Genomic DNA, 21,064 nt, shown 5'->3' with positions numbered 1-21,064 from the left:
AAATAGACATGATAATACTAAGAAACAATGAACGCCTGATGGCGGAAATAGATCGTATCGCCGAGGTCGCCGGCTATTTGTGGACCAAGGGTTGGGCTGAGCGAAACGGCGGGAATATATCGGTGAACCTGACTACTTTATTGAGCGAGGAGGAGAAGGCGTTGCCGGCTTTGGTTTCCTCGATCCCCTTGCAAGAGGCGATGACGGCCTTATGTGGGCACGTCTTTTATGTGACGGGTACCGGAAAACGGATGCGTTACGTGGCGAAAGATCCTTTCGCCAACGGCTCTTTGATCCGTATCGCCGCCGATGGGAAATCGTATGATATCCTAGCGGAGCAACCGATCCCACCGACTTCCGAATTGCCTTCCCATTTGTTGATGCACAATTTCTTGCGTGCGAAGGGACGGGATAACCGGGTGGTATTGCATACGCATCCGACGGATATTATCGGCATGACGCATTGTAAGCCGTTCTTGGATTCGGAGAAGATTACCCGCACGTTATGGAGTATGATCCCGGAATGTCGGATTATCGTGCCGAAAGGGGTCGGTATCGTTCCTTACGAGATACCGGGCACTTTGGCGTTGGCGCACGCTACGATCCGTCAGTTGGAGGAGCACGACGTGGTGTTCTGGGAGAAGCACGGTATCCTTGCCGTCGGTGAGGACCTGATCGAGTGCTTCGATGCGATCGATACGTTGAGTAAATCCGCCCAGATCTATTTCAGTGCCCGCATGACCGGTTACGAGCCGGAAGGTATGACGGAGCAGCAATTGGATGACTTGGTTCCGGCTTTTGGACTCTAGCGTATGCGAAAGAAATTAATCATTCTATTCATAGGGATCGGTTCGTTCACGTTGTTCGCCCAGCAGCGAGACCATCGGACACGGGAGTATATCGCTCCGGTCCGTATTGTCTGGCAGCAAGATAGTTCGCGAATTACGGGAGCGAACCATTTGCTTGTTCCGGGCAACGGACAGTCGGATTTGGCGAATAATCGGTTGTGTGTGTTGAAAAGTACGCCAACCGAACATCCCGCTTTGCTGCTTGATTTCGGGAAGGAGTTGCAAGGCGGCCTTCAGCTGGTGACCGGTATGCCGCCGTCTCACGATCCGGTTTCCGTACGGGTTCGTTTCGGCGAGTCCGTTAGTGAGGCTATGTGCGAGATAGATGGTGCGAACGGGGCGAGCAACGATCATGCGATGCGGGATTTCGTGGTATCGCTCCCTTGGCTGGGCGTGCAGGAGATCGGTAATTCCGGTTTCCGTTTCGTGCGTATTGATGTATTGGGTGATTCTACGGAGTTGCAATTAAAAGAGGTCCGTGCGATCTCCACGTTTCGGGATATTCCTTATCTGGGCTCTTTCCGTTGTAATGACGAGCGGTTGAACCGGATCTGGAAGACAGGTGCGTACACGGTCCACTTGAATATGCAGGAATATCTATGGGACGGCGTAAAACGGGATCGTCTGGTCTGGGTGGGGGATTTACATCCGGAGGTAATGACGGTCAGTACCGTCTTCGGTTATAATGAGGTGGTTCCTAAGAGCTTGGATTTGATTCGGGATATTACGCCGCTGCCTAGTTGGATGAACGGTATCAGTTCGTACTCGATCTGGTGGTTGTTGATTCAGCGGGATTGGTATTATTACCAAGGGAATCTTGCGTATCTACAAGAGCAACGCTCTTATATGACTGCTTTGTTGCGTCACTTGATCTCGAAGGTTGACCCAAGCGGACAAGAGAGACTGGATGGGAACCGTTTCTTGGATTGGCCTTCCAGTGAGAATACACCCGCTATCGATGCCGGCCTTCAATCGCTGATGATACAAGCCATGCGTGCGGGAGAGGAGTTATGTACCGTTTTAGGCGAGGATGCGTTGGCCTCGGAATGCCGTATGGTAGCTTCCAAGGCTATTGAGTTTTCCCTTCGGAAGAAATCCCGGTTCCCTTCGGAGAAAGATCGGATTACGCCCGGGGACAAACAGGCCGCCGCTTTGATGGCTCTGGCGGGTATCATGGATGCTAAGGAGGCGAACGAGCGTTGCTTGGCAGTGGACGGGGCGAAAGGCTTCTCTACGTTTTACGGGTATTATATGCTACGGGCAATGGCGTTGGCTGGTAATTACCAAGGTGCGTTAGATGTGATCCGTACGTATTGGGGAGCTATGCTGGATGTAGGTGCTACTACGTTTTGGGAGGATTTCAATATGGAATGGCTTCCGGATGCAGGGCGTATTGATGAGCTGGTCCCCGCTGGAAAGAAAGATATTCATGGAGATTATGGAGCGTATTGCTATCAAGGTTTCCGCCATAGCTTGTGCCATGGATGGGCTTCGGGCCCCACATCGTGGTTAAGCGAGTACGTATTGGGCGTACAAGTGGTGGAACCGGGTTGCCGTACGGTACGTATCATCCCACATCTGGGAGATCTCGAATGGGTGGAAGGTACGTTTCCCACGCCTTATGGGGTGATTGAGATCCGACATGAGAAAGGTGCGGACGGTAGGGTGATAAGCCATATCAACGCTCCTGAAGAAATCCGTGTTTGTATGGATTAAAAACAAATATGAATAATAAAATAAACGATGCTACTATGCGAATAAAACAGTCTATTTATATCTACGCTTTCGCCGCCCTCTTATTAGGCGGTTGTAAAAGCAATAATGAATTAACGATACCTACGAATCTCCGTACGGAATACCTTACGGAGCCTATCGGCTTGTATACTTCGTCTCCTCGCTTTACATGGGAATACTCCGGAAATGAGGAGGGCTTTAAGGCTTCCCGCTATGAGGTACGGATCGGTACGAGTCCGGGCGACTTGCGGCCCTATGCGGAGGGAATGGCCCTGAAACCTCATACCCGTTATTACTGGAATGTTACGGTATGGGATGGTGAAGGGCGTCCGTGCGCTACCTCGGAGACGGCTTCTTTCGAGACCGCTAAGTTCGATCCCTCGGATTGGTCCGCCTCTTGGATTACCGATCATAAGGATAAGGAGTTCGAGCCTGCACCTCTGTTCCGCAAGTCTTTCCCGGTAGGCAAGGAAGTGAAGGATGCCCGTGTGTACGTAGCATCCGCCGGGTATCATGAGCTATTCATCAATGGCGAGCGGGTCGGAACGAATTATCTGGACCCGGGGTATACACATTTCGACAAACGTATCTTGTACGTGACGCATGATGTTACCTCTTTGCTGAAGCAAGGCGACAACGCCGTGGCCGCTGTTTTGGGAAACGGCTGGTACAACGAGCAGTCCGTGGCGGTCTGGAATTTCCATGAGGCACGCTGGCGGGATCGTCCCCGCCTGCTATGTGAGTTACGTATTACCTATACGGATGGTACGACGGAGGTGATTGGCTCGGACGAGACTTGGAAGACTTCCACCGGGGCCTATACCTATAATAATATATACAGCGGCGATAAATTCGATGCCCGGCTGGAAGAGGCCGGCTGGAAAACCGCTCATTTCGACGATAGTAAATGGGAAGCGGCACTTCCGGCTCCGGCTCCGGCACCTCTGTTGGTAGCCCAGCAAATGCCGGGAATCCGTATCACGGAAGAGGTGAGACCCGTGTCTATGAAACGTTTCTCCGATCAGTTGTACGTATATTCTTTCCCGAAGAACATGTCCGGCCTTTGCCGCTTGAAGGTGAAAGGCGATGCGGGAACCCGTATCACGTTAAAACATGGTGAGTTGTTGAAGAAAGATGGTCGCTTGGAGCAAGGCAATATCAATGTATATTATCATCCGGTCAAACCGGACGAGGTATTCCAGATGGATGTCTTTACCTTGAAAGGTACGGGAGAGGAGGAGATCTTCATGCCTTCCTTCTCTTATCACGGTTTCCAATACGTGGAGGTGGAGAGTAGCCGTCCCGTTACTTTAACGGAAGAGAACTTGACCGGCTTGTTTATGCATACCGATGTCCGTCCGTCCGGTTCCTTCGCTTGTTCGAATCCTCTATTGAATAAGATATGGGAGGCTACGATGCAGGCTTACCGCAGTAACCTGCACAGTATCCCGACCGATTGTCCGCAACGGGAGAAGAATGGCTGGACAGCCGACGCGCATATCGCGATCGACCTCGGTTTGCTGGGCTTCGATGGTATCACGCTTTATGAGAAATGGATGAATGATATTATCGATAACCAGCGTGAGGCGGGTGAGATTTCCGGTATCATTCCTTCCAGCGGTTGGGGATATGGCGAGTGGCCGGGTCCGGTTTGGGACGCTGTCATGTTTATCATCCCGAACGCCTTGTATGATTATTATGGCGAGTCTCGTAGTATAGAGCGCTTATATCCTACGATGCTGCGGTATCTGGATTATTTGAAGACGAAAGAGAAAGACGGTTACTTGCCTTTTGGCTTGGGTGACTGGGTGTATTGGAAAGCTACGACGAATAATGAATATACCTCTACCGCCTACTATTATCTGGATTATAAGTTGATGGCTCGCTTCGCCTCTTTACTGGGCAAGGATGCCGCTCCTTATCAAGAGAAAGCGAATACGCTCAAATCCTTGATCAACCAGAAGTTCTTCAACGCCGAGACCAGTGTGTATGCCGAAGGAACCCAAACGGCGCAAGCCTTGGCCTTGTATCTGGGACTTGTACCGGAAGGAAAGGAACAACTTGTGGCGGATAAGCTGCGTGAGGTGGTAGCGGGAAATAACTATTTCTTGGATTTTGGTCTATTAGGCAGTAAGACCGTTCCGGCCATGCTTACGAAATATGGCTATATCGAGGATGCCATGAAGATGATCACGAAGACCGAGGCACCTTCTTGGGGATATTGGGTAGAGACGATGGGTTACTCCACATTGCCGGAGACGTGGACACTTAGTCCGAAGTTTGCCGACGCTTCCTTGAACCATGTCTTTATGGGAGATGTCTCCGCTTGGATGATGAACCAGCTGGCCGGTATCAATCATGACGACTCGGATCCGGGCTTCCGTCATATCCGTATCACTCCTCATTTCGTGAAAGAACTGGATTGGGCGAAAGGTGAGTACCATTCCGTACGCGGCCGTATCGCAAGCGAATGGAAACGGGAAGGGGATAAGGTTATGCTTACCGTGACGATTCCGGCTGATTGCTCCGCCGATATCGTGGTAGGCGATCAGACCGAGACCGTATCCGCCGGTACGCATACATTTACATATCCCGCTTAATATACTTAGTTGTAGAGACGGGGCGTGCCCCGTCTCCCACCGGCTAATAGTATCTTTAAGTTACCTTTTGGGGAGATGAGACGGGGCACGCCCCGTCTCTACAACCAGATAATTATAAACTGTTGAACTTTAAAGATTAAATTTATGAATAAGCTACTCATTGCCTTCTTTTTGTTCCTCTTGCCTTTCGGCTGGATAAAGGCGACAGCTTCATCTCATCCCGAATCCTTCCCTTGGAAAGCCCAATGGATCAATACCGAGCGTTGCCAAAGCGCCACGAACACTTGGTTGATCTACCGTAAATCATTCGGCGTGACGGATGTCCCGAATCAACTCATCGCCCGTATCGCCGCCGATTCCAAGTATTGGCTTTGGATCAACGACCAACTGGTTATCTTCGAGGGTGGCTTGAAAAGAGGACCTTCTCCTTCCGGGACTTATTACGATCCGGTAGATATCGCCCCTTACCTGACAAAGGGCACGAATACCATCGCCGTCTTGCTCTGGCATTTCGGAAAAGACGGTTTCAGTCATATCAACAGTGGGAAAGCAGCTTTGTTATTCGAGGCGATCGCTCCGGGACTGGAGATCGTCTCCGACGCGAGCTGGCAGTGCGCCTTGTATGAGGCCTATCAAAATACCGAGGCCCCTTTCCCGAATTACCGTATGCCGGAGAGTAATATCCGCTTCGATGCCCGTCAAGCGATAACAAACTGGAACCGTACGAGTTTCGAAGGTTCCCTTCCGGGGGCGGTCTGCGTCGGTAAGGCGGGGAAAGCTCCTTTCGGGGAGCTGGTGGAACGTCCGATACCCCAGTGGAAAAACAGCGGCCTGTTATCCTATGTATCCGTCCGGGAATCCTTGAGAGGTGATACCCTGTTCTGTCGTTTGCCCTATAATGCCCAGATCACTCCGTATCTAAAAGTAGAGGCGGAAGCCGGGAAGACTATCCACATCCGGATGGATAATTACGAGGGAGGAAGCGAGCGCAACGTACGTGCCGAATATATCACCCGTGAGGGTGAGCAGGAATACGAAAGCTATGGCTGGATGAACGGCCATGAGGTCTATTACATCATCCCCGAGGGCGTGAAGGTGCTGGATGTGAAATACCGTGAGACCGGTTACAACACGGACCTCGCGGGCTCTTTCCATTGTGACGACCCGTTCTACGACGAGCTTTGGCAACGTTCTGCCCGCACCTTATACATAACGATGCGTGATAATTATATGGACTGTCCGGACCGTGAACGTGCCCAATGGTGGGGTGACGAGGTGAATGAGCTAGGCGAGGCTTTCTACGCCCTTTCTCCGTCCGGGCAGAAACTAGCCGTAAAAGGCATCCATGAATTAATGAATTGGCAGCGGGAGGACGGAACGCTCTACTCTCCGGTTCCGGCGGGTAATTGGGATAAGGAGCTTCCTTTACAGATGTTGGCGTCTATCGGTTGGTACGGTTTTTATACACAATATTATTATAGTGCCGACAGTAGTTTCGTTCCGGTGATATACGACCGGATGCGCCGTTACCTGCACGAGGTCTGGCAAGTCGATAAGAGTGGCTTGGTGATCGAGCGTCAAGGCGCTTGGAGTTGGGGCGACTGGGGCGAGCACGTCGATATGGGTGTATTGACCAATTGCTGGTATTATCTGGCCTTGAAAGCGGAGCGAGCCTTCGCCCTGCAACTCGGCAGGGATAAGGATGCCGATGAGATCTCCCGGATGATGCGTAGCATAGAACGTTGTTTCGACACGAAGTTCTGGACAGGTTCCGCCTATCGCTCCCCCGGCTATAAAGGGGAGACGGACGATCGCTCCCAAGCCATGGCGGTTGTTTCCGGGCTGGCCTCGAAAGATAAGTATCCGGCGCTGACGAAGGTACTTAAAAAGGAGTATCACGCCAGCCCTTATATGGAGAAGTATGTCCTAGAGGCCCTTTTCCAGATGGGCGAGCCGGCGTTTGCCTTGGAACGGATGAAGCAACGTTACACCCGTATGCTGGATTATGCCGAATACACGACCTTGTTCGAGGGATGGGGCATCGGAGCCGAGGGCTTCGGTGGCGGCACGATCAATCACGCTTGGAGCGGTGGCCCGCTTACCTTATTGAGCCAGAAGGTCTGCGGTATCGAGCCAACCTCTCCCGGCTTCCGTACCTTTAAGATCTCGCCTCAATTGGGTTCCTTATCGGAAGCCTCTGCCAGCCTAGAGACTCATTATGGAACCATCCAAGTAAGTATCAAGAAGAAAGGCAAGCGAATGAAGTTCGATCTCCAAATCCCGGAAGGCACCTCCGCCGAACTGATAAAGCCAAATGGTACCCGCAAGCATCTCGGCCCGGGGCACCATTGGGTGGATTAGCGATCGCCCTCTGTTTTCCTGCGGACATACACCCGGTGGCTTCCATAACCCGATATGGTGAGCCCACTCGCCGGATCGCTGCTGAGTCGTAGTAGCTCCCGGTTTGCGCTACTGCGTTTTAGTCCGGTGATAGCCATGTAGTCTTGTATGCGCAAGAATGGGTGCTCGTGAAGGTAATCCAATGCCCGCGTCCGGCGCTCCTCTTCGGTGAAGGGCGATTTCCATACACGGCTGATACCTCCCCGTCTTAAGTCGCAACGCAGGTTAGTTTCCCGTACCAGTTCCTTGTCGGCCCGGTAGTTGATGCCATTCACCTCGATGCTCCGTGCGTTACGCTTCGGTTCGTCACCATCCAGCGAGTCGATCTCCTTGTCCTTCACCACACCTAGGCGGGGCGTGAACGTACCGATGCCATCCAACGTGACCGACTGCCCTTCCGCCATGCAATAGGCCAGATGTTCTGCTACTGTCGTCATCACTTGCATGACGTTACCCTTGCTCAAGCCCGATCCGGGGTAGGTGATCCGTTCCACGAAATCCTCCATGTCCATGTTCCGTTGTATCTTCATCCGATAATACACAGGCTTTTCCCCCGTCCCGTTCAGGTCGCACATCTCTTGCTTGATATATTCTGCCATAACTGCTACTAGGTATAATTGTTCGTATTTTCCAGTAAAAAACATTCTTCTTACTATATACAAATATACTTATTACTTGATCTATTTCCAAATTATTGCCGTGAAATGTATAGACCACGTCGTGATTTGTATATTCCACGTCTTGATCTGTACAGACCACGTCGTGGTTTGTAGAATTATACAGTATGCGAACAAGAATTCATCTGCTACCGATAAGGTATTTATGCGGTATCGGAGCATTATTTACTTAGGGAGAAGCGGGCAACCCTCACGTTTCCTCTGCCAAGTACGTCGACCAACCCTGCGGGATTCTCTATCTTCCCTAAACGGGTATAGCTGTAAGACGAGGAAAAGGTCTCGTAGAAAAGGACTACCGTATTCGCTCCCCATAGAAGTAGGTCGCTTGTATGGATTATACCCGAACGTATTGGTCGCGATCAAGAGTATTATACTCGTTTTCCCTGCTCGTATGCTTGCCTCAAGGTCGGGTTCCCTTCGATCTCGCCCACGTGCCACACACCACCGCAGAATAGCGTTCCTTTCACGGTCGGGTTCTCCAGACAGTCGAGGAATCCCATAAAGTTGGCCACAATGCGATCCATGATGCCGTTATCGTCTTCAGCGGCCGTGGCGATGAAGTAAAACTCCTTGTTTTTCATTTCGGTATAAGGACCGCAGCAACGGTCTATCAGCGTCTTCATCTGTGCGCTCATGGCATAGAAATAGACCGGCGTAGCCATCACGATCACATCGGCGGCAAGCATCTTTCCGATAATCTCTGCCGCGTCATCTTTTTGTGGACAAGGCTTCTTGTATTGGCTGCACACGCCGCATCCCGTGCAGGGGTGAATGGTCTTGTCTCGCAGAAAAACCTTTTCCACACGATGACCGCTTTCGATCGCCCCTTGCATAAACTCATCGCATAGCGTATCGGAATTGCCTCCACGACGGGGGCTGGAAGATAAAATCAATACATTTTTCATGTTTACTGTTATTTATTAGGTTCTACATTCATTTTTAGGATACAAAAATAGCGAGATAATCCCTATCTTGCGGTAGACAAATTACGGATGTTATGACCCTAATTACATAATAATACGGAAGAATGATCACAACGGACTCCGGTGAGCAAGTCGAGGCACTTGCTCCCATCATCATTTCGGCCAGCCGGTCAACGGATATTCCGGCCTTTTATGCCAAGTGGTTCTTTAATCGTTTGGCCAAGGGGTATTGTGTTTGGTATAATCCGTTTAATCGGCGGAAGATGTATGTGTCGTTTGAGCGGTGTAAGGCAATCGTGTTTTGGACAAAGAACCCGAAGCCGATATTACCTTATTTGCATGAGTTGGATAGGAGGGGTATCCATTATTATTTCCAGTTCACGTTGAACGACTATGTGAGCGAAGGCTTTGAGCCGAATGTGCCGAGCGTTACGCAACGGGTGGAGACATTTCGGGAGTTGTCGGAAATGATAGGGAAGGAACGGGTGATCTGGCGATTCGACCCATTGATTATAACTCCATCTATCACGCCTCGTGTCCTGCTTAGCCGTATTTGGAAGATCGGCAATCAGTTGAAAGGATATACTGATAAGCTCGTGTTCAGTTTCGTAGATGTAAAGGCGTATCGTAAGGTACAGAACAATCTTATAAAAGAGACGAATTGCTTTACGAAAGAGGATGTGGAAACCGCTGAGATGAATGCGACGCAACGTCAAGAAACTGTAGAGGGATTGGTGAAGTTGAGGGAAATTTGGGCTTCTACTGGTTGGAATGTGACACTCGCTACTTGTGCCGAGGACATTGACCTTGCGGTTTATGGCATTGAGCATAACCGGTGTATCGACGGTGATTTAATGGAGCGTGTGTTTGGGGAGGATTATGAATTGGTTTATTATCTTCGAACAGGCCAATTACCCGAACCGGATCTTTTTGGTACGTTTCCCGCTTTACCCGACAAACGCAAAGAGCTAAAAGACAAAGGCCAACGGAAAGCCTGTGGTTGCATGATAAGCAAAGATATCGGTAGGTATAACACTTGCCGCCATTTCTGTGTCTATTGTTATGCCAATACAAGTAGGGAATGCGTACAAAAGAATGCGGTACACTATTCGGACGATAGTGAAAGTTTGATTCGAAGTTAGATTTGAAAGCAAGGTCAAATGAAGCGGCGTATTAAATTAAGCCGTCTTTTATAGTAATCGAGACCAATACTATCCTAGAATAGTGTTGTATAACATGCCGGATTTATCTATTTTTGCGCCCAATACGAAAGGTTAAGAATAGGAAGTTTTAGGTATGGCAAAAAAGAAAGGTAAGCCTCAACCCCGGAAAAGCAAGAAGAAGCGGGCATCATCATTCATGTCCTCTGTAAAGAAGATGCTTCTTGGCGTTTTTGCGGTAGTTGTTTGTTTTATCGGTGTATTATTCATATATAACTGGTTTTATCCGGTATCCAAGACACGGCTTGTAGAGAAGAAACAGGATCGGGCGGAGGCAATAGTCCGTCCGAAGATCTCGGACAAAGGCGGCTCCGGAACATCGGGTAAGAAAGCCGCACAAGCGACGAAAAACAAGCAAACGACGAACCCAAAGAAAGAGACCTCCGCTTATACTTTTCAAGGGGGAGCTGAGATACCGAGACTAAAGAATAAACAAAAAGAGCAGGTTATAAAGCATGAGGGCTATACGGTTTCTTATAATTCCGATTATAAGATCGCCAATTGGGTAGCCTATGAACTGACCTCGAAAGAGGCGACAAGTAAGAAGAACGAGCGGTCTAATAAGTTCGTCTCGGACCCCATGGTGAAAGGGGCTACCGCCATGAACGAGGACTATACCCGTTCCGGCTATGACCGAGGGCATATGGCGCCTGCCGGCGATATGAAATGGTCCGCCAAGGCCATGCGGGAATCGTTCTACCTAAGTAATATCTGTCCGCAAAAGCCCGGCTTGAACCGGGGTATCTGGAAAGATCTGGAAGAGCAGGCTCGTTTGTGGGCGAAAGAGAATGGCTCTTTGTTGATCGTGACCGGCCCGGTGATCACGGACGACCTGAAACGGTTAGGTAAGAATCGGGTGGGAATCCCGAAGACCTTTTATAAGGTAATCTGTACGATAACGAACGGTAAACCAGAAGGGGTAGGTTTTCTGTTTGATAATAAAGACTATGGAAAGACTCCGTTGAAATCGATGATGATCCCTATCGATAGCGTTGAGAAGGTTACCGGAATTGATTTTTTCCCTTCTTTGCCTGATTCGATAGAAAATCCGATGGAAGCATACGTGAATGATGGTAGTTGGTCTTTTTAAGGCACGTTATGCTCAACAATCTCTAGGCGAGAATGTTTTATATTTACTGTGAAGAAAAAGAAATCATAATTAAATAACAAAATGCAAGTTATCATGAAAGGAAAATTAATCCCTGTGTTTGTTTTGGCAGCATTGGTTTCCTGTAGTCAACCACCCGTTAAGGAGCAAGGTCCTCGTCCAGTTAAATTGGCGGACGTTACTTCTCTGAACATGGTTGAGAAATCATTCAGTGGAGTGGTATCGCCCGATCAATTCAGTGATTTGGCGTTTAAGATGTCCGGCCCGCTGATCTCATTAAACGTGGATGAAGGCCAGAAGGTCCGTACGGGACAGATCGTGGCCGAGATTGATCCGCTGGACTTTAAATGGGAATATGAGGCGAAGAAAGCGTCTTTCCAGACCGCTGAGGCGCAATTGCAACGTGCGAAGAAGTTATTGTCCAAACAAGCTATCTCCAAGCAAGAGTATGAGTCTACGGAAGCCTCTTACTCAAATGCCAAGGCGGCTTTCGAGTATGCGCAAAATACATTGAACCAGACAAAGCTTCGTGCGCCGTTCGATGGATTTATCCAGAAGAAATATGTGGAGAATTACCAGAAGGTACAGGCCGGACAAGGAATCGTTTGCTTGATCAACCCGAATAAGTTACAGGTCGTGTTTACGATGCCGGAGAGTAATATCAATTACTTCTCTTCTCCTTATTCTGTTTATGTGGAATTCGATAATTACAAGGGCGTTCGCTTCAAGGCGAAGGTGAAAGAATACGTGGAAGCCTCTCCCGATGGCTCCGGCGTTCCCGTATATCTGTATATCGATGATCCGAACTTTAATTTAGAGAAATATAAGGTAGCCGTAGGTTTCTCTTGCCGTGTGATCTTGAACGTGGATAGCGAGAGTTTCACGCAAGGCGCCGTATTGGTTCCGCTAGCCGCTGTCGTGGCTGACGATGCCAATAGCGATAAGTATGTGTTTGTTTATAATGGGCAGTCTCAAAAGGTTGAGCGTCGCAAGATTACCGAGTCTATGCTGATCGGCAAGGATGGCGTGATCGTAACGGATGGCTTGCGACCCGGCGAACAGGTTGTCTCAGCCGGAGCCACTCGTTTGGTGGATGGACAACAGGTAAAAGTATTAACAGATTAAGAGATAAACAATGAATATTCCAAAATATTCCTTAGAGAATCAGAAGATTATATACTTTTTCCTAGCGGTCATGCTGATAGGAGGTATATATTCTTTCTTTAAATTGCCGAAGAAGGAAGATTCTCCCTTCGTAATCAAGCAAGCGGTTTTGGTTACCCAATATCCGGGAGCGACACCTCAGGAGGTGGAGAAGCTGGTGACTGAGCCGATCGAACGGGAGATTCAGGCTATGTCGGATGTGTTCCAGATCAAATCTGAGTCTTATTTCGGTATGTCCAAGATTTCTATTGAGTTGCAGCCTACCTTGTCTCCGGATTATATGCCGGTCAAGTGGGACGAGTTGCGTCGTAAGGTGGCGAATATACAGCCCCGCCTTCCGTCTGGCGCCTCCTCGATATCCGTTAGTGATGACTTCGGTGACGTATTCGGAATTTATTATGCCTTGACGGCCGATGAGGGATATACTTACGACGACCTGCGTAATTGGGCGCAAAAGATCAAGACGGAGCTATCTCCTGTACCGGGTGTACAGAAGGTCTACCTATTCGGTGAACAGACACAAGTTGTCAACGTAAAGATCTCTATCCCGAAACTGGCTAACCTAGGTATCGACCCGAACGCTATCCAGCAGGTGATGCAAACGCAGAACTTGTTGGTGAATACGGGAGATATCAATACCGGTAATTATCAATTGCGTTTGCGTGCGGAAGGTACGTATAAGGATATACAAGATATCCGGGACCAATTGATCGTGACGAAAAGTGGCGGTGAGGTTCGTTTGGGAGATATCGCTACGGTAGAGCGTGGTTATATGGACCCTCCCTCGAACCTGATGCGTGTGGACGGTAAGCGTGCCATCGGTATCGGTGTCGCTACCGGTTCGAAAGACGATGTGGTTGCCGTGGGTAACGCCGTGGCGGATCATTTAGCGGAGATGGAGCAGCTGTTCCCGGTGGGTATGGACCTGAAAACGATCTATCCGGAGAACAAGATCGCGGATGAGGCGAACAACGGTTTTATCTTGAACTTGATCGAGTCGTTATTGATCGTTATCGTGATTATCTTTATCGTGATGGGGTCCCGTGCCGGTATGTTGGTCGGTAGTTCGTTGTTGTTCTCGGTAGGTGGTACCTTATTGATCATGTTGATCTGGGGTGTCGGCTTGAACCGAACCTCGTTGGCGGCCTTTATTATCGCTATGGGTATGTTGGTGGATAACGCTATCGTGGTGACGGATAATGCCCAAGTCGGTATCAAGCGGGGACTTTCCCGTTATCAGGCGTTGATCGATGGCGCGACGAAACCGCAGTGGGCGTTGTTGGGCGCTACCTTTATCGCCGTATGTTCTTTCTTGCCGATGTACTTGGCACCGGCATCCGTGGCCGAGATCGTGAAACCGTTGTTTATCGTATTGGCGGTATCCTTGGGATTAAGCTGGGTCTTGGCCTTGACGCAAACGACTACCTTCGGTAATTTTATCTTGAAAGAGGCGAAACCGGGTGAGAGCAAAGACCCGTACGATACGAAGCTGTATCATAAATTTGAGTCGGTATTGGGCCGTTTGATCAAGCGTAGATATGTAACGATCTCTACCGTGGTAGCTACGTTATTCCTTTCCTTGTTCGTGATGAGCATCATGCCGCAGAGTTTCTTCCCGATCATGAGCAAGCCTTATTTCCGTGCGGACTTGATCTTCCCGGAAGGATATAGCATCTACGACGTGGAGACGAACGTGAAGAAGATAGAGGAGGAATATCTCAGCAAGAATGAGAATATCAAATCATACTCGTTTACCTTGGGAGGTTCGCCGGTACGTTATTACTTGGCCAGTTCTTCTATCGGTCCGAAGCCAAACTTCGCCAATGTGTTGATCGAGACACAAGATCCGGAGGATGCGCAAGCGGAAGAGGGTAAGTTCTACGATTATATGGTCGCTAACTATCCGAATATATTGACCCGTTCGGCTTTGTTCGCCTTGTCTCCGGTTCCGGATGCGGCGATCGAGATCGGTTTTATCGGCGATAACGTAGACACGTTGGTTGCCTTGACGCAAAGGGCGCAGGAGATCGCCCGGAATTATGATCAGGTGATGGAGGTTCGCAATAGTTGGGGTAACAAGGTTCCGGTATGGAAGCCGCTATATTCCCAAGAGAAAGGTTTGCGTCTAGGTATTACCCGTCAGCAGGTGGCTTATTCCTTGCGTTCGGCTACGAATGGCGTACCTTTGGGTGAGTATCGTGAGGGCGACGTGTTTATGCCGATCTTACTGAAAGATGCGGATAAGGATTCTATCAGTCTGAATGATATAAAGACTTTGCCGGTTTATAGCGCTAAAGGCCGTTCGGTAAAAGTGGAGCAGGTGATCGATGATTTCTCGCTGGATTATGAGTTTAACGTAGTGAGACGATTCAACCGTGAGCCGTGTATGCTTATGCAGTGTGAGCCGAAGCGTGGCGCCAATACGATGGCTGCTTTCAGTCATTTGTGGAAAGAGGTACAGGAGAAGATTCAGGTGCCGGAAGGATATAAGATGACGTATTTCGGTGAGCAATCCGAGCAAGATAAAGGTAATAAGGCGATCGCCGCTAATATCCCGTTGATGTTCGGTTTGATTTATGTCACCTTGTTATTCTTATTCCCGAAATATTACCGGAAACCGGTATTGATCATGGCGATGCTGCCGTTGATCTTCATTGGTGTGGTATTGGGATTGTTGGTGTTCGGTAAGTCTCTCGACTTCTTTGCTATGCTGGGTCTGTTGGGCTTGATCGGTATGAATATCAAGAATGCGATCGTGCTGGTGGACGAGATCGGTTTGCAATTGAACGCGGGCTTGTCTCCGGTGAATGCCGTGATAGAGGCAACGAAAACCCGTATCGTTCCGGTGACGATGGCTTCCGGTACGACGATCTTAGGTATGTTGCCGTTGTTGGGTGACGCTATGTTCGCCGGTATGGCGGCTACCATCATGGGTGGTCTGTTCGTATCTACGATCTTGACGATCTTCGTGCTTCCGGTTACTTATTGTGTTTTCTTTAAGATTAAATCAGAGTAAAAGGTATGAGAAATAAAATAATCATAGGTTGTTTATTGTTGGGTGCCTTGTCCGCTAAAGCGCAAGACGCCCGGCTATCGGCTGTGGAATATAAGGAACGGGTCCTTGAATACAGCCGTCAGATCAAGCAAAGCTCTGAGGAGCGTATCGCTATGCAGCATGCGATCAAGGCCGCTAAGACCGGTTTCTTCCCTTCGGTGGACTTCTCCGGCAGTTATCAGTACCGTATCAATAAATATGATTTGGATTTCGGACCGGGCATGTCCGTAGAGATGGACCATAATACGTATAGCCTAGGCGCTACGGTGAGCCAGCCCATCTATGCCGGCGGACAGATCTATAATAACTATAAGGCAGCTCAGGTACAAGGCAAGATCACCGAGCAAGCGGAAGAATTGACAACGGATAATATCGTTTATTCCGCCGATTTGAACTATTGGACGGCCGCCGCACGTAAAGGTATGTACGATGTGATGTGTCAGTATGTAGACATTGTCGGGGAGTTGGCGAACGTGTTGACGATCCGTTTCAATGACGGCCAGATCAGCAAGACCGATTTATTGCAAGTGGAGTCCCGCTTGAAAGAAGCGGAATTGAATAAAAGCTCGGCTTATAAGGAATATCAGATCGCGTTACAGAACTTGAACTCATTGATGGGTGTGTCTCCGTTAGACCCGATCGAGGTGGAAGATTCCATTACGACCTATCTGGCCTTGCCGTTGCAAGTAGGAGAGGATGTAGCTCTTCGGAATCGTCCGGACTACGCTATTTCCGAGTTGAACATAGAGTATCAAAAGAGACAGATCAATTTGTCGAAGGCGAAATATAACCCGTCTTTGGCGATCGGTTTTCAAGGTACTTGGGGTACGCCGATGTTGAACGTGAAAGGTTCGGACCAGTTGTGGACTCCGGCCGTCTTCGCTTCCTTGAAGATACCTTTGTTCCGTTGGGGAGCCCGTTTCAAGGAGGTAAATTCCCAGAAGGCCATCCTTCGTAGTAAGGAATACGCCTTGGACAATACGCGTGATAAGATCGCTCAAGAGGTAGCGAACGCATGGACAAGCCTAACCGAGTATACGAAACAAATTACCGTCGCGGAAGAGGCTTGTAAGATTGCCGAGGAGAACCTTGATTTGAATACCTTCAGCTACAACGAGGGTAAACTACCGATCTTGGATGTGCTCTCCGCCCAATTGTCATGGATTCAGTCTTACAGTAGCTTGATCCAGACTTGGTATCAGCAAAAGGCTTCTTTAGCCCAATATAACAAGGCTATAGGTATCCGGCGTTTGCAGTAAAAGAAACATATTTATACTTAGAAGACAAGGTCCCTTATTTTGGAAACGAGATAAGGGACCTTCTTTATGAAATAAAACATCCTTTATTCCGTTAGGTAAACTGAAGATTGCTACATTTGCATACAATCTCGTCTGTTTGGGACACTCCTTGGAACCCGGACTTTTAAGTAGAATGATGAAATAATAAGATGTATACAAAGTTACTAGATAAACAAACGAAACTTGCCCTAATCGGACTAGGATATGTCGGGCTTCCTATCGCGATGGAATTCGCTAAACATGTTTCCGTTATCGGATTTGATATCAACGAGGATCGCTTGGACAAGCTTCGGAACTGTATTGATCCGTGTGGTGAGCTTCCTACTGAGGTATTTGAACATAAAGATATCACATTTACTTCTTCTATAGAAAAGTTGCGGGAGGCTTCTTTTTACGTTATAGCTGTTCCTACCCCGATAGACAGCCATAACGAGCCGGATCTATCCCCTTTGTTGGGTGCGACCCGCACGGTAGGCAAAGTCCTTAAACGAGGCGATTATGTAGTATACGAATCTACCGTATATCCGGGATGTACGGAAGAGGATTGCATCCCGATCTTGGAGGAGGTTTCAGGGTTGAGAGTAGGAGAGGACTTTAAGGTTGGATATTCACCGGAACGAATCAATCCGGGTGATAAGGTACATACCTTGGTAAATACCGTGAAGATCGTTTCCGGCTGCGATGCCGAAGCTTTGGAAACGATATCGGAAGTCTATAAGCTGGTCGTTCAAGCGGGGTTGCACCGTGCGCCTAGTATCAAGGTAGCCGAAGCCGCCAAGATTATCGAGAATACCCAGCGTGACGTGAATATAGCCCTTATGAACGAGCTTTCCATTATTTTCGATCGAATGGGGGTAAATACGTTTGATGTATTGAAAGCCGCCGGAACGAAATGGAATTTCCTGCCTTTCTCTCCCGGATTGGTAGGTGGGCATTGTATAGGGGTAGATCCTTACTATCTGGTGCATAAAGCCAAAGAATTGCAATATCACACGAAGATGATCAACTCCGGTCGCTACGTGAACGATTCCATGGGACGGTATATCGGAAAGAAGGTCGTGAAAAAGATTATCTCGCAGGGGAAAAATATCCTAGGAGCGCATGTGTTGGTGATGGGTATGACTTTTAAGGAAAACGTATCGGATATACGTAACTCGAAAGTAGCCGATATTATCAATGAGTTTAAGGACTTCGGAGCCGAGGTCGATGTGATGGATCCGTTCGCTTCCCCTTTGGAAGTATTGCAAGAGTACGGTATCCGGTTAGTAGAGAGGCCCGGGAAGAAATATGATGCGGTAGTGGTAGCTGTCGCTCATACGACTTATTTGAAGCTGGATGAGTCCTACTTCATGTCGATCACGAATGAACATGCCGTGTTGGCGGACGTGAAAGGAGTCTATCGAGGTAGCATCCATCAGATGATCTATTGGAGTCTGTAATTGTTAAAAAGTAACACAAGCTGCAAAGAAATTTCGATAAACTTAAAAAAATGTGTTGTACAATATCTTTTTTTATTTGCTCAATTATATTAATTAGCCCATCTTTGCATGCAGATAACCTAAACAATCTTTTTGCCTTAAAGACTAATACCTATTAAAAACCTATAAAGAGAGCCTTTGCGAAAAGGCTCTCTTTATGATTTTCAAGGGATTAGTAGTTCGTTTCCTCTATCTTTGAGGTGATTCTGCTAATAGCCTCATTCAGTTTGTCTTCGGGTAATATTACGTTAAAATCTCCCCAGAAACCCTCGTCGTAGTTGAAGTGAGTATCCGAGAAAACCGTGCGGGTGGGAAGGGATTCAATGCGTGAGAAGCGGTTCACATTGGCTGTATCTATCTTACAGGTAACCATTTCGAACCAAGTATGTAAAATATTTGTGTTAAAAAGTTGTCTTCTTTTTTTAATTTTAAAATGCAGATCTCCCCGGATATGGTTAATGTAGTAGGTGCCATTCCATTGCTTGTAAGATACCGTATAGGCTACTTTCTGGGGCGTGATCCGTAAATTCCGGCTTTTTCTCTCGACGAACATGCCGGCCGCTTGCTCGATATATTGGGGATTGACCTCAAAGTCCACTCTTAATAAGGCATTATTTTCCATGTCGATATATATCTGTCCCCGATAAAGCGGTTCATTGATACTCTTTCGTTGCTCGAAAGAGATGACGTTAGCAAGTCGATCATCCACTACCGTGATGTCGGTATGGGCGTATGTATAGGGTGAATCCGGGCTAGGATCCAGAAACTCCGGTAACTGTTTCATCAAGTCCAAGACAAGGCAGGAGTAGATACCCGACTTCATTTTTGTGATCAATGTGTCCTTTTCCTGCTCGTTACTGATGCGGCGCATCTTTAGTAGTTTCACTTGATCGGCCAAGGCATTGCTGTGGTAAGATGCCTTATATACCTTAAAAACAGCCTCGGTCAGTCCTACGAGTCCTTTTTTACGTTCAACGCCTTCTCTGTAAAATGTGGTAAGGTAAATCGGGTGCTGGGAATAATTGCTTCTTCTCTCGTCCAGCATCTCCTGTAATAAGCGTTTCGGATTGGTTAGACGCACGATAACTTCTTGGATGGAGATTACTTTAGGCTCTAGGGATAAGACGGTATGTTTATCTATTAACTCCCGACCATCTATCTCTTGGGGAAGATAGCCGATATGAGAGAAACGTACCTTGGATAATCGGAGTGAGTCCGGTAATTTCAATCGGAACTCTCCATTCTGGTTGGTGATGGTGCCGATAGCGGCCTCGCCGATTCCTACCGATCCGAACGCGATTGGCTCATGGGTATATTGATCCTGTAAAGAACCTTCTATCGAGAAATAGGTTTGTATGGAATCGGGAGTTACGGATGCGCTTTTAGGAGCGGAGGGACTCTCTGGCAGATAAAGCAAGAGATGGTTCTCTATCGCACGGATCGCCAGATTTTTATTACCGGTAATAGCGTATATAGCTTCTTGTATCGTATAATCTCCACCTTTTATCGATGTTGTTTGTTCATTATCGATAATCTTACTGTCGTATATAAAAAGATAGCCGGAACGTTCCGTGACGAGTCCCAGCAATTGGTAGATATTTCCTTTTGATTTAGGCAATCGTATGACCTGTCCCAGTACGTTACCATTCTGGGCATTCATAGGGATGAGAGCTACGAGTAACAGCAACCATCCTACGATCAGCTGTCTCAAGGTTCGGAAATCATCCATATATTATTTTGTTGCGTACATTTTAGTTTTAACGCCGCGCAGATCAGTTCAGCCATCGTTGCGGGTGAGTTATTATAGAAACTAACGGTCAGCCGTCTATTCTCTAAATCAGCCGTTGTCTTCAATGGCATCATCGGATACTCCAGATTAATTACATGCAAGATATCTCCTAAGCGCTCATCCTTAAACTGGATACGGCGGGTGTAATCGGAAAATTGTTCGTTATCTTGAGTCGGAGCTACTTGTAAACGGTTGGAGAATAAGGATACGGTTTGACCGGCCTTTACCAGCGTTTGTTCTCCGTTCTTCTTGAGTGTCACTTTCACTAATCCCCGGCGAACGGCCAATTCAAAGGCGCTTTTATCCGAGCTTTTGATATTGAATGAGGTTCCCAATACCTCGATCCGGGCTTGCTCTGTCTCGATTAGGAAAGGACGTTCCTTATTCCCGCTTACATCAAAAAGGGCGTTTCCTAGTAGAGACACCTCTCTTTTTTCTCTTTGGAAATGTTCCGGATAGCTTAACTGGCTGTTATCGGCCAGATAAACGATAGACCCGTCTTCCAAAGTCGTGACCAAGGTGGTGGAAGCCTCGTTATTATGCAGGGTGAGCAGAGTGGTTTCCGGTGTCCGTTCTTGTCCAAGGAAAATAGCCGTAGCTACCGATACACAGAGTATAACGATAGCGGCGGCCCATTTCATAAGTCCGATCCGGTATGGGATTTGTGTACCGGAAATTGGCTTATCCAGCAGCCCGTCTTGCTCCAAGCGAGTGTATAATTGTTCCCATGCTTGGTCTGTCTTCAATTTATTTTTTTCTATTTGATTCAT

At 48.1% G+C, this 21,064-nt stretch carries 15 protein-coding genes; 10 read left to right on the top strand and 5 right to left on the bottom strand.

Translation table 11 applies throughout. The features are described from left to right. Nucleotides 1-8: 8 nt before the first annotated feature. The 4 genes from rhaD (at nt 9) to HMPREF0999_RS12205 (ending at nt 7,543) form a co-directional block, all read left to right on the top strand. Nucleotides 9-809 carry a rhamnulose-1-phosphate aldolase gene (gene rhaD / locus HMPREF0999_RS12220; RefSeq protein ID WP_009017902.1) on the top strand — a complete coding sequence of 267 codons (801 nt, stop codon included), beginning with the start codon at nt 9-11 and terminating at the stop codon, nt 807-809. Between the two features lie 3 nt (nt 810-812). Further along, on the top strand, nt 813-2,564 hold the full coding sequence (locus HMPREF0999_RS12215) for an alpha-L-rhamnosidase C-terminal domain-containing protein (RefSeq protein ID WP_009276029.1): 1,752 nt from the start codon (nt 813-815) through the stop codon (nt 2,562-2,564). 35 nt (nt 2,565-2,599) lie between these two features. After that, a complete protein-coding gene (locus HMPREF0999_RS12210; protein ID WP_009276028.1) occupies nt 2,600-5,182 on the top strand; it encodes a family 78 glycoside hydrolase catalytic domain in 2,583 nt (860 codons plus the stop codon). A gap of 144 nt (nt 5,183-5,326) precedes the next feature. Next, nucleotides 5,327-7,543 carry an alpha-L-rhamnosidase C-terminal domain-containing protein gene (locus HMPREF0999_RS12205; RefSeq protein ID WP_009276027.1) on the top strand — a complete coding sequence of 739 codons (2,217 nt, stop codon included), beginning with the start codon at nt 5,327-5,329 and terminating at the stop codon, nt 7,541-7,543. On the opposite strand, the gene HMPREF0999_RS12200 is transcribed toward HMPREF0999_RS12205, so the two are convergent. The 3 genes from HMPREF0999_RS12200 to HMPREF0999_RS12195 all read right to left on the bottom strand — a co-directional run bounded on the left by HMPREF0999_RS12200 (nt 7,540) and on the right by HMPREF0999_RS12195 (nt 9,164). Beyond that, on the bottom strand, nt 7,540-8,181 hold the full coding sequence (locus HMPREF0999_RS12200) for a hypothetical protein (protein WP_010182892.1): 642 nt from the start codon (nt 8,179-8,181) through the stop codon (nt 7,540-7,542). The genes HMPREF0999_RS12205 and HMPREF0999_RS12200 overlap by 4 nt on opposite strands. A 239-nt stretch (nt 8,182-8,420) precedes the next feature. Next, entirely contained in the window at nt 8,421-8,594 is a 174-nt protein-coding gene (locus HMPREF0999_RS22705) for a cyclophilin-like fold protein (protein WP_309568411.1), read from the bottom strand. 33 nt (nt 8,595-8,627) lie between these two features. Then, a complete protein-coding gene (locus tag HMPREF0999_RS12195) occupies nt 8,628-9,164 on the bottom strand; it encodes a flavodoxin family protein (protein WP_008780503.1) in 537 nt (178 codons plus the stop codon). A 122-nt stretch (nt 9,165-9,286) separates the two neighbouring features. Between HMPREF0999_RS12195 and HMPREF0999_RS12190 the strand changes: the two genes are divergently transcribed. From HMPREF0999_RS12190 to HMPREF0999_RS12165, 6 genes are all read left to right on the top strand, one after another. After that, a complete protein-coding gene (locus HMPREF0999_RS12190) occupies nt 9,287-10,324 on the top strand; it encodes a DUF1848 domain-containing protein (RefSeq protein ID WP_009276025.1) in 1,038 nt (345 codons plus the stop codon). A gap of 154 nt (nt 10,325-10,478) precedes the next feature. Then, a complete protein-coding gene (locus tag HMPREF0999_RS12185) occupies nt 10,479-11,492 on the top strand; it encodes a DNA/RNA non-specific endonuclease (protein WP_009276024.1) in 1,014 nt (337 codons plus the stop codon). A gap of 93 nt (nt 11,493-11,585) precedes the next feature. After that, nucleotides 11,586-12,635 carry an efflux RND transporter periplasmic adaptor subunit gene (locus HMPREF0999_RS12180; RefSeq protein ID WP_008778321.1) on the top strand — a complete coding sequence of 350 codons (1,050 nt, stop codon included), beginning with the start codon at nt 11,586-11,588 and terminating at the stop codon, nt 12,633-12,635. Between the two features lie 10 nt (nt 12,636-12,645). Then, complete coding sequence (locus HMPREF0999_RS12175; protein WP_005868335.1) at nt 12,646-15,690, top strand: efflux RND transporter permease subunit; 3,045 nt, start codon at nt 12,646-12,648, stop codon at nt 15,688-15,690. Nucleotides 15,691-15,695: 5 nt separating this feature from the next. Then, a complete protein-coding gene (locus tag HMPREF0999_RS12170; protein ID WP_009276023.1) occupies nt 15,696-16,988 on the top strand; it encodes a TolC family protein in 1,293 nt (430 codons plus the stop codon). A gap of 188 nt (nt 16,989-17,176) precedes the next feature. Further along, on the top strand, nt 17,177-18,466 hold the full coding sequence (locus HMPREF0999_RS12165; protein WP_009017917.1) for a nucleotide sugar dehydrogenase: 1,290 nt from the start codon (nt 17,177-17,179) through the stop codon (nt 18,464-18,466). 211 nt (nt 18,467-18,677) lie between these two features. Here the strand turns inward: HMPREF0999_RS12165 and HMPREF0999_RS12160 are convergent, their stop codons facing one another. Then, complete coding sequence (locus HMPREF0999_RS12160; protein WP_009276022.1) at nt 18,678-20,234, bottom strand: STN and carboxypeptidase regulatory-like domain-containing protein; 1,557 nt, start codon at nt 20,232-20,234, stop codon at nt 18,678-18,680. Further along, on the bottom strand, nt 20,213-21,064 hold the full coding sequence (locus tag HMPREF0999_RS12155; RefSeq protein WP_009276021.1) for a FecR family protein: 852 nt from the start codon (nt 21,062-21,064) through the stop codon (nt 20,213-20,215). The genes HMPREF0999_RS12160 and HMPREF0999_RS12155 overlap by 22 nt, the downstream gene beginning before the upstream one ends.

Source organism: Parabacteroides sp. D25, assembly GCF_000307475.1.
GTDB lineage: Bacteria > Bacteroidota > Bacteroidia > Bacteroidales > Tannerellaceae > Parabacteroides > Parabacteroides distasonis.
The sequence above is the reverse complement of the archived record's forward strand: the minus strand, read 5'-3'. Positions and strand labels throughout refer to the sequence as shown.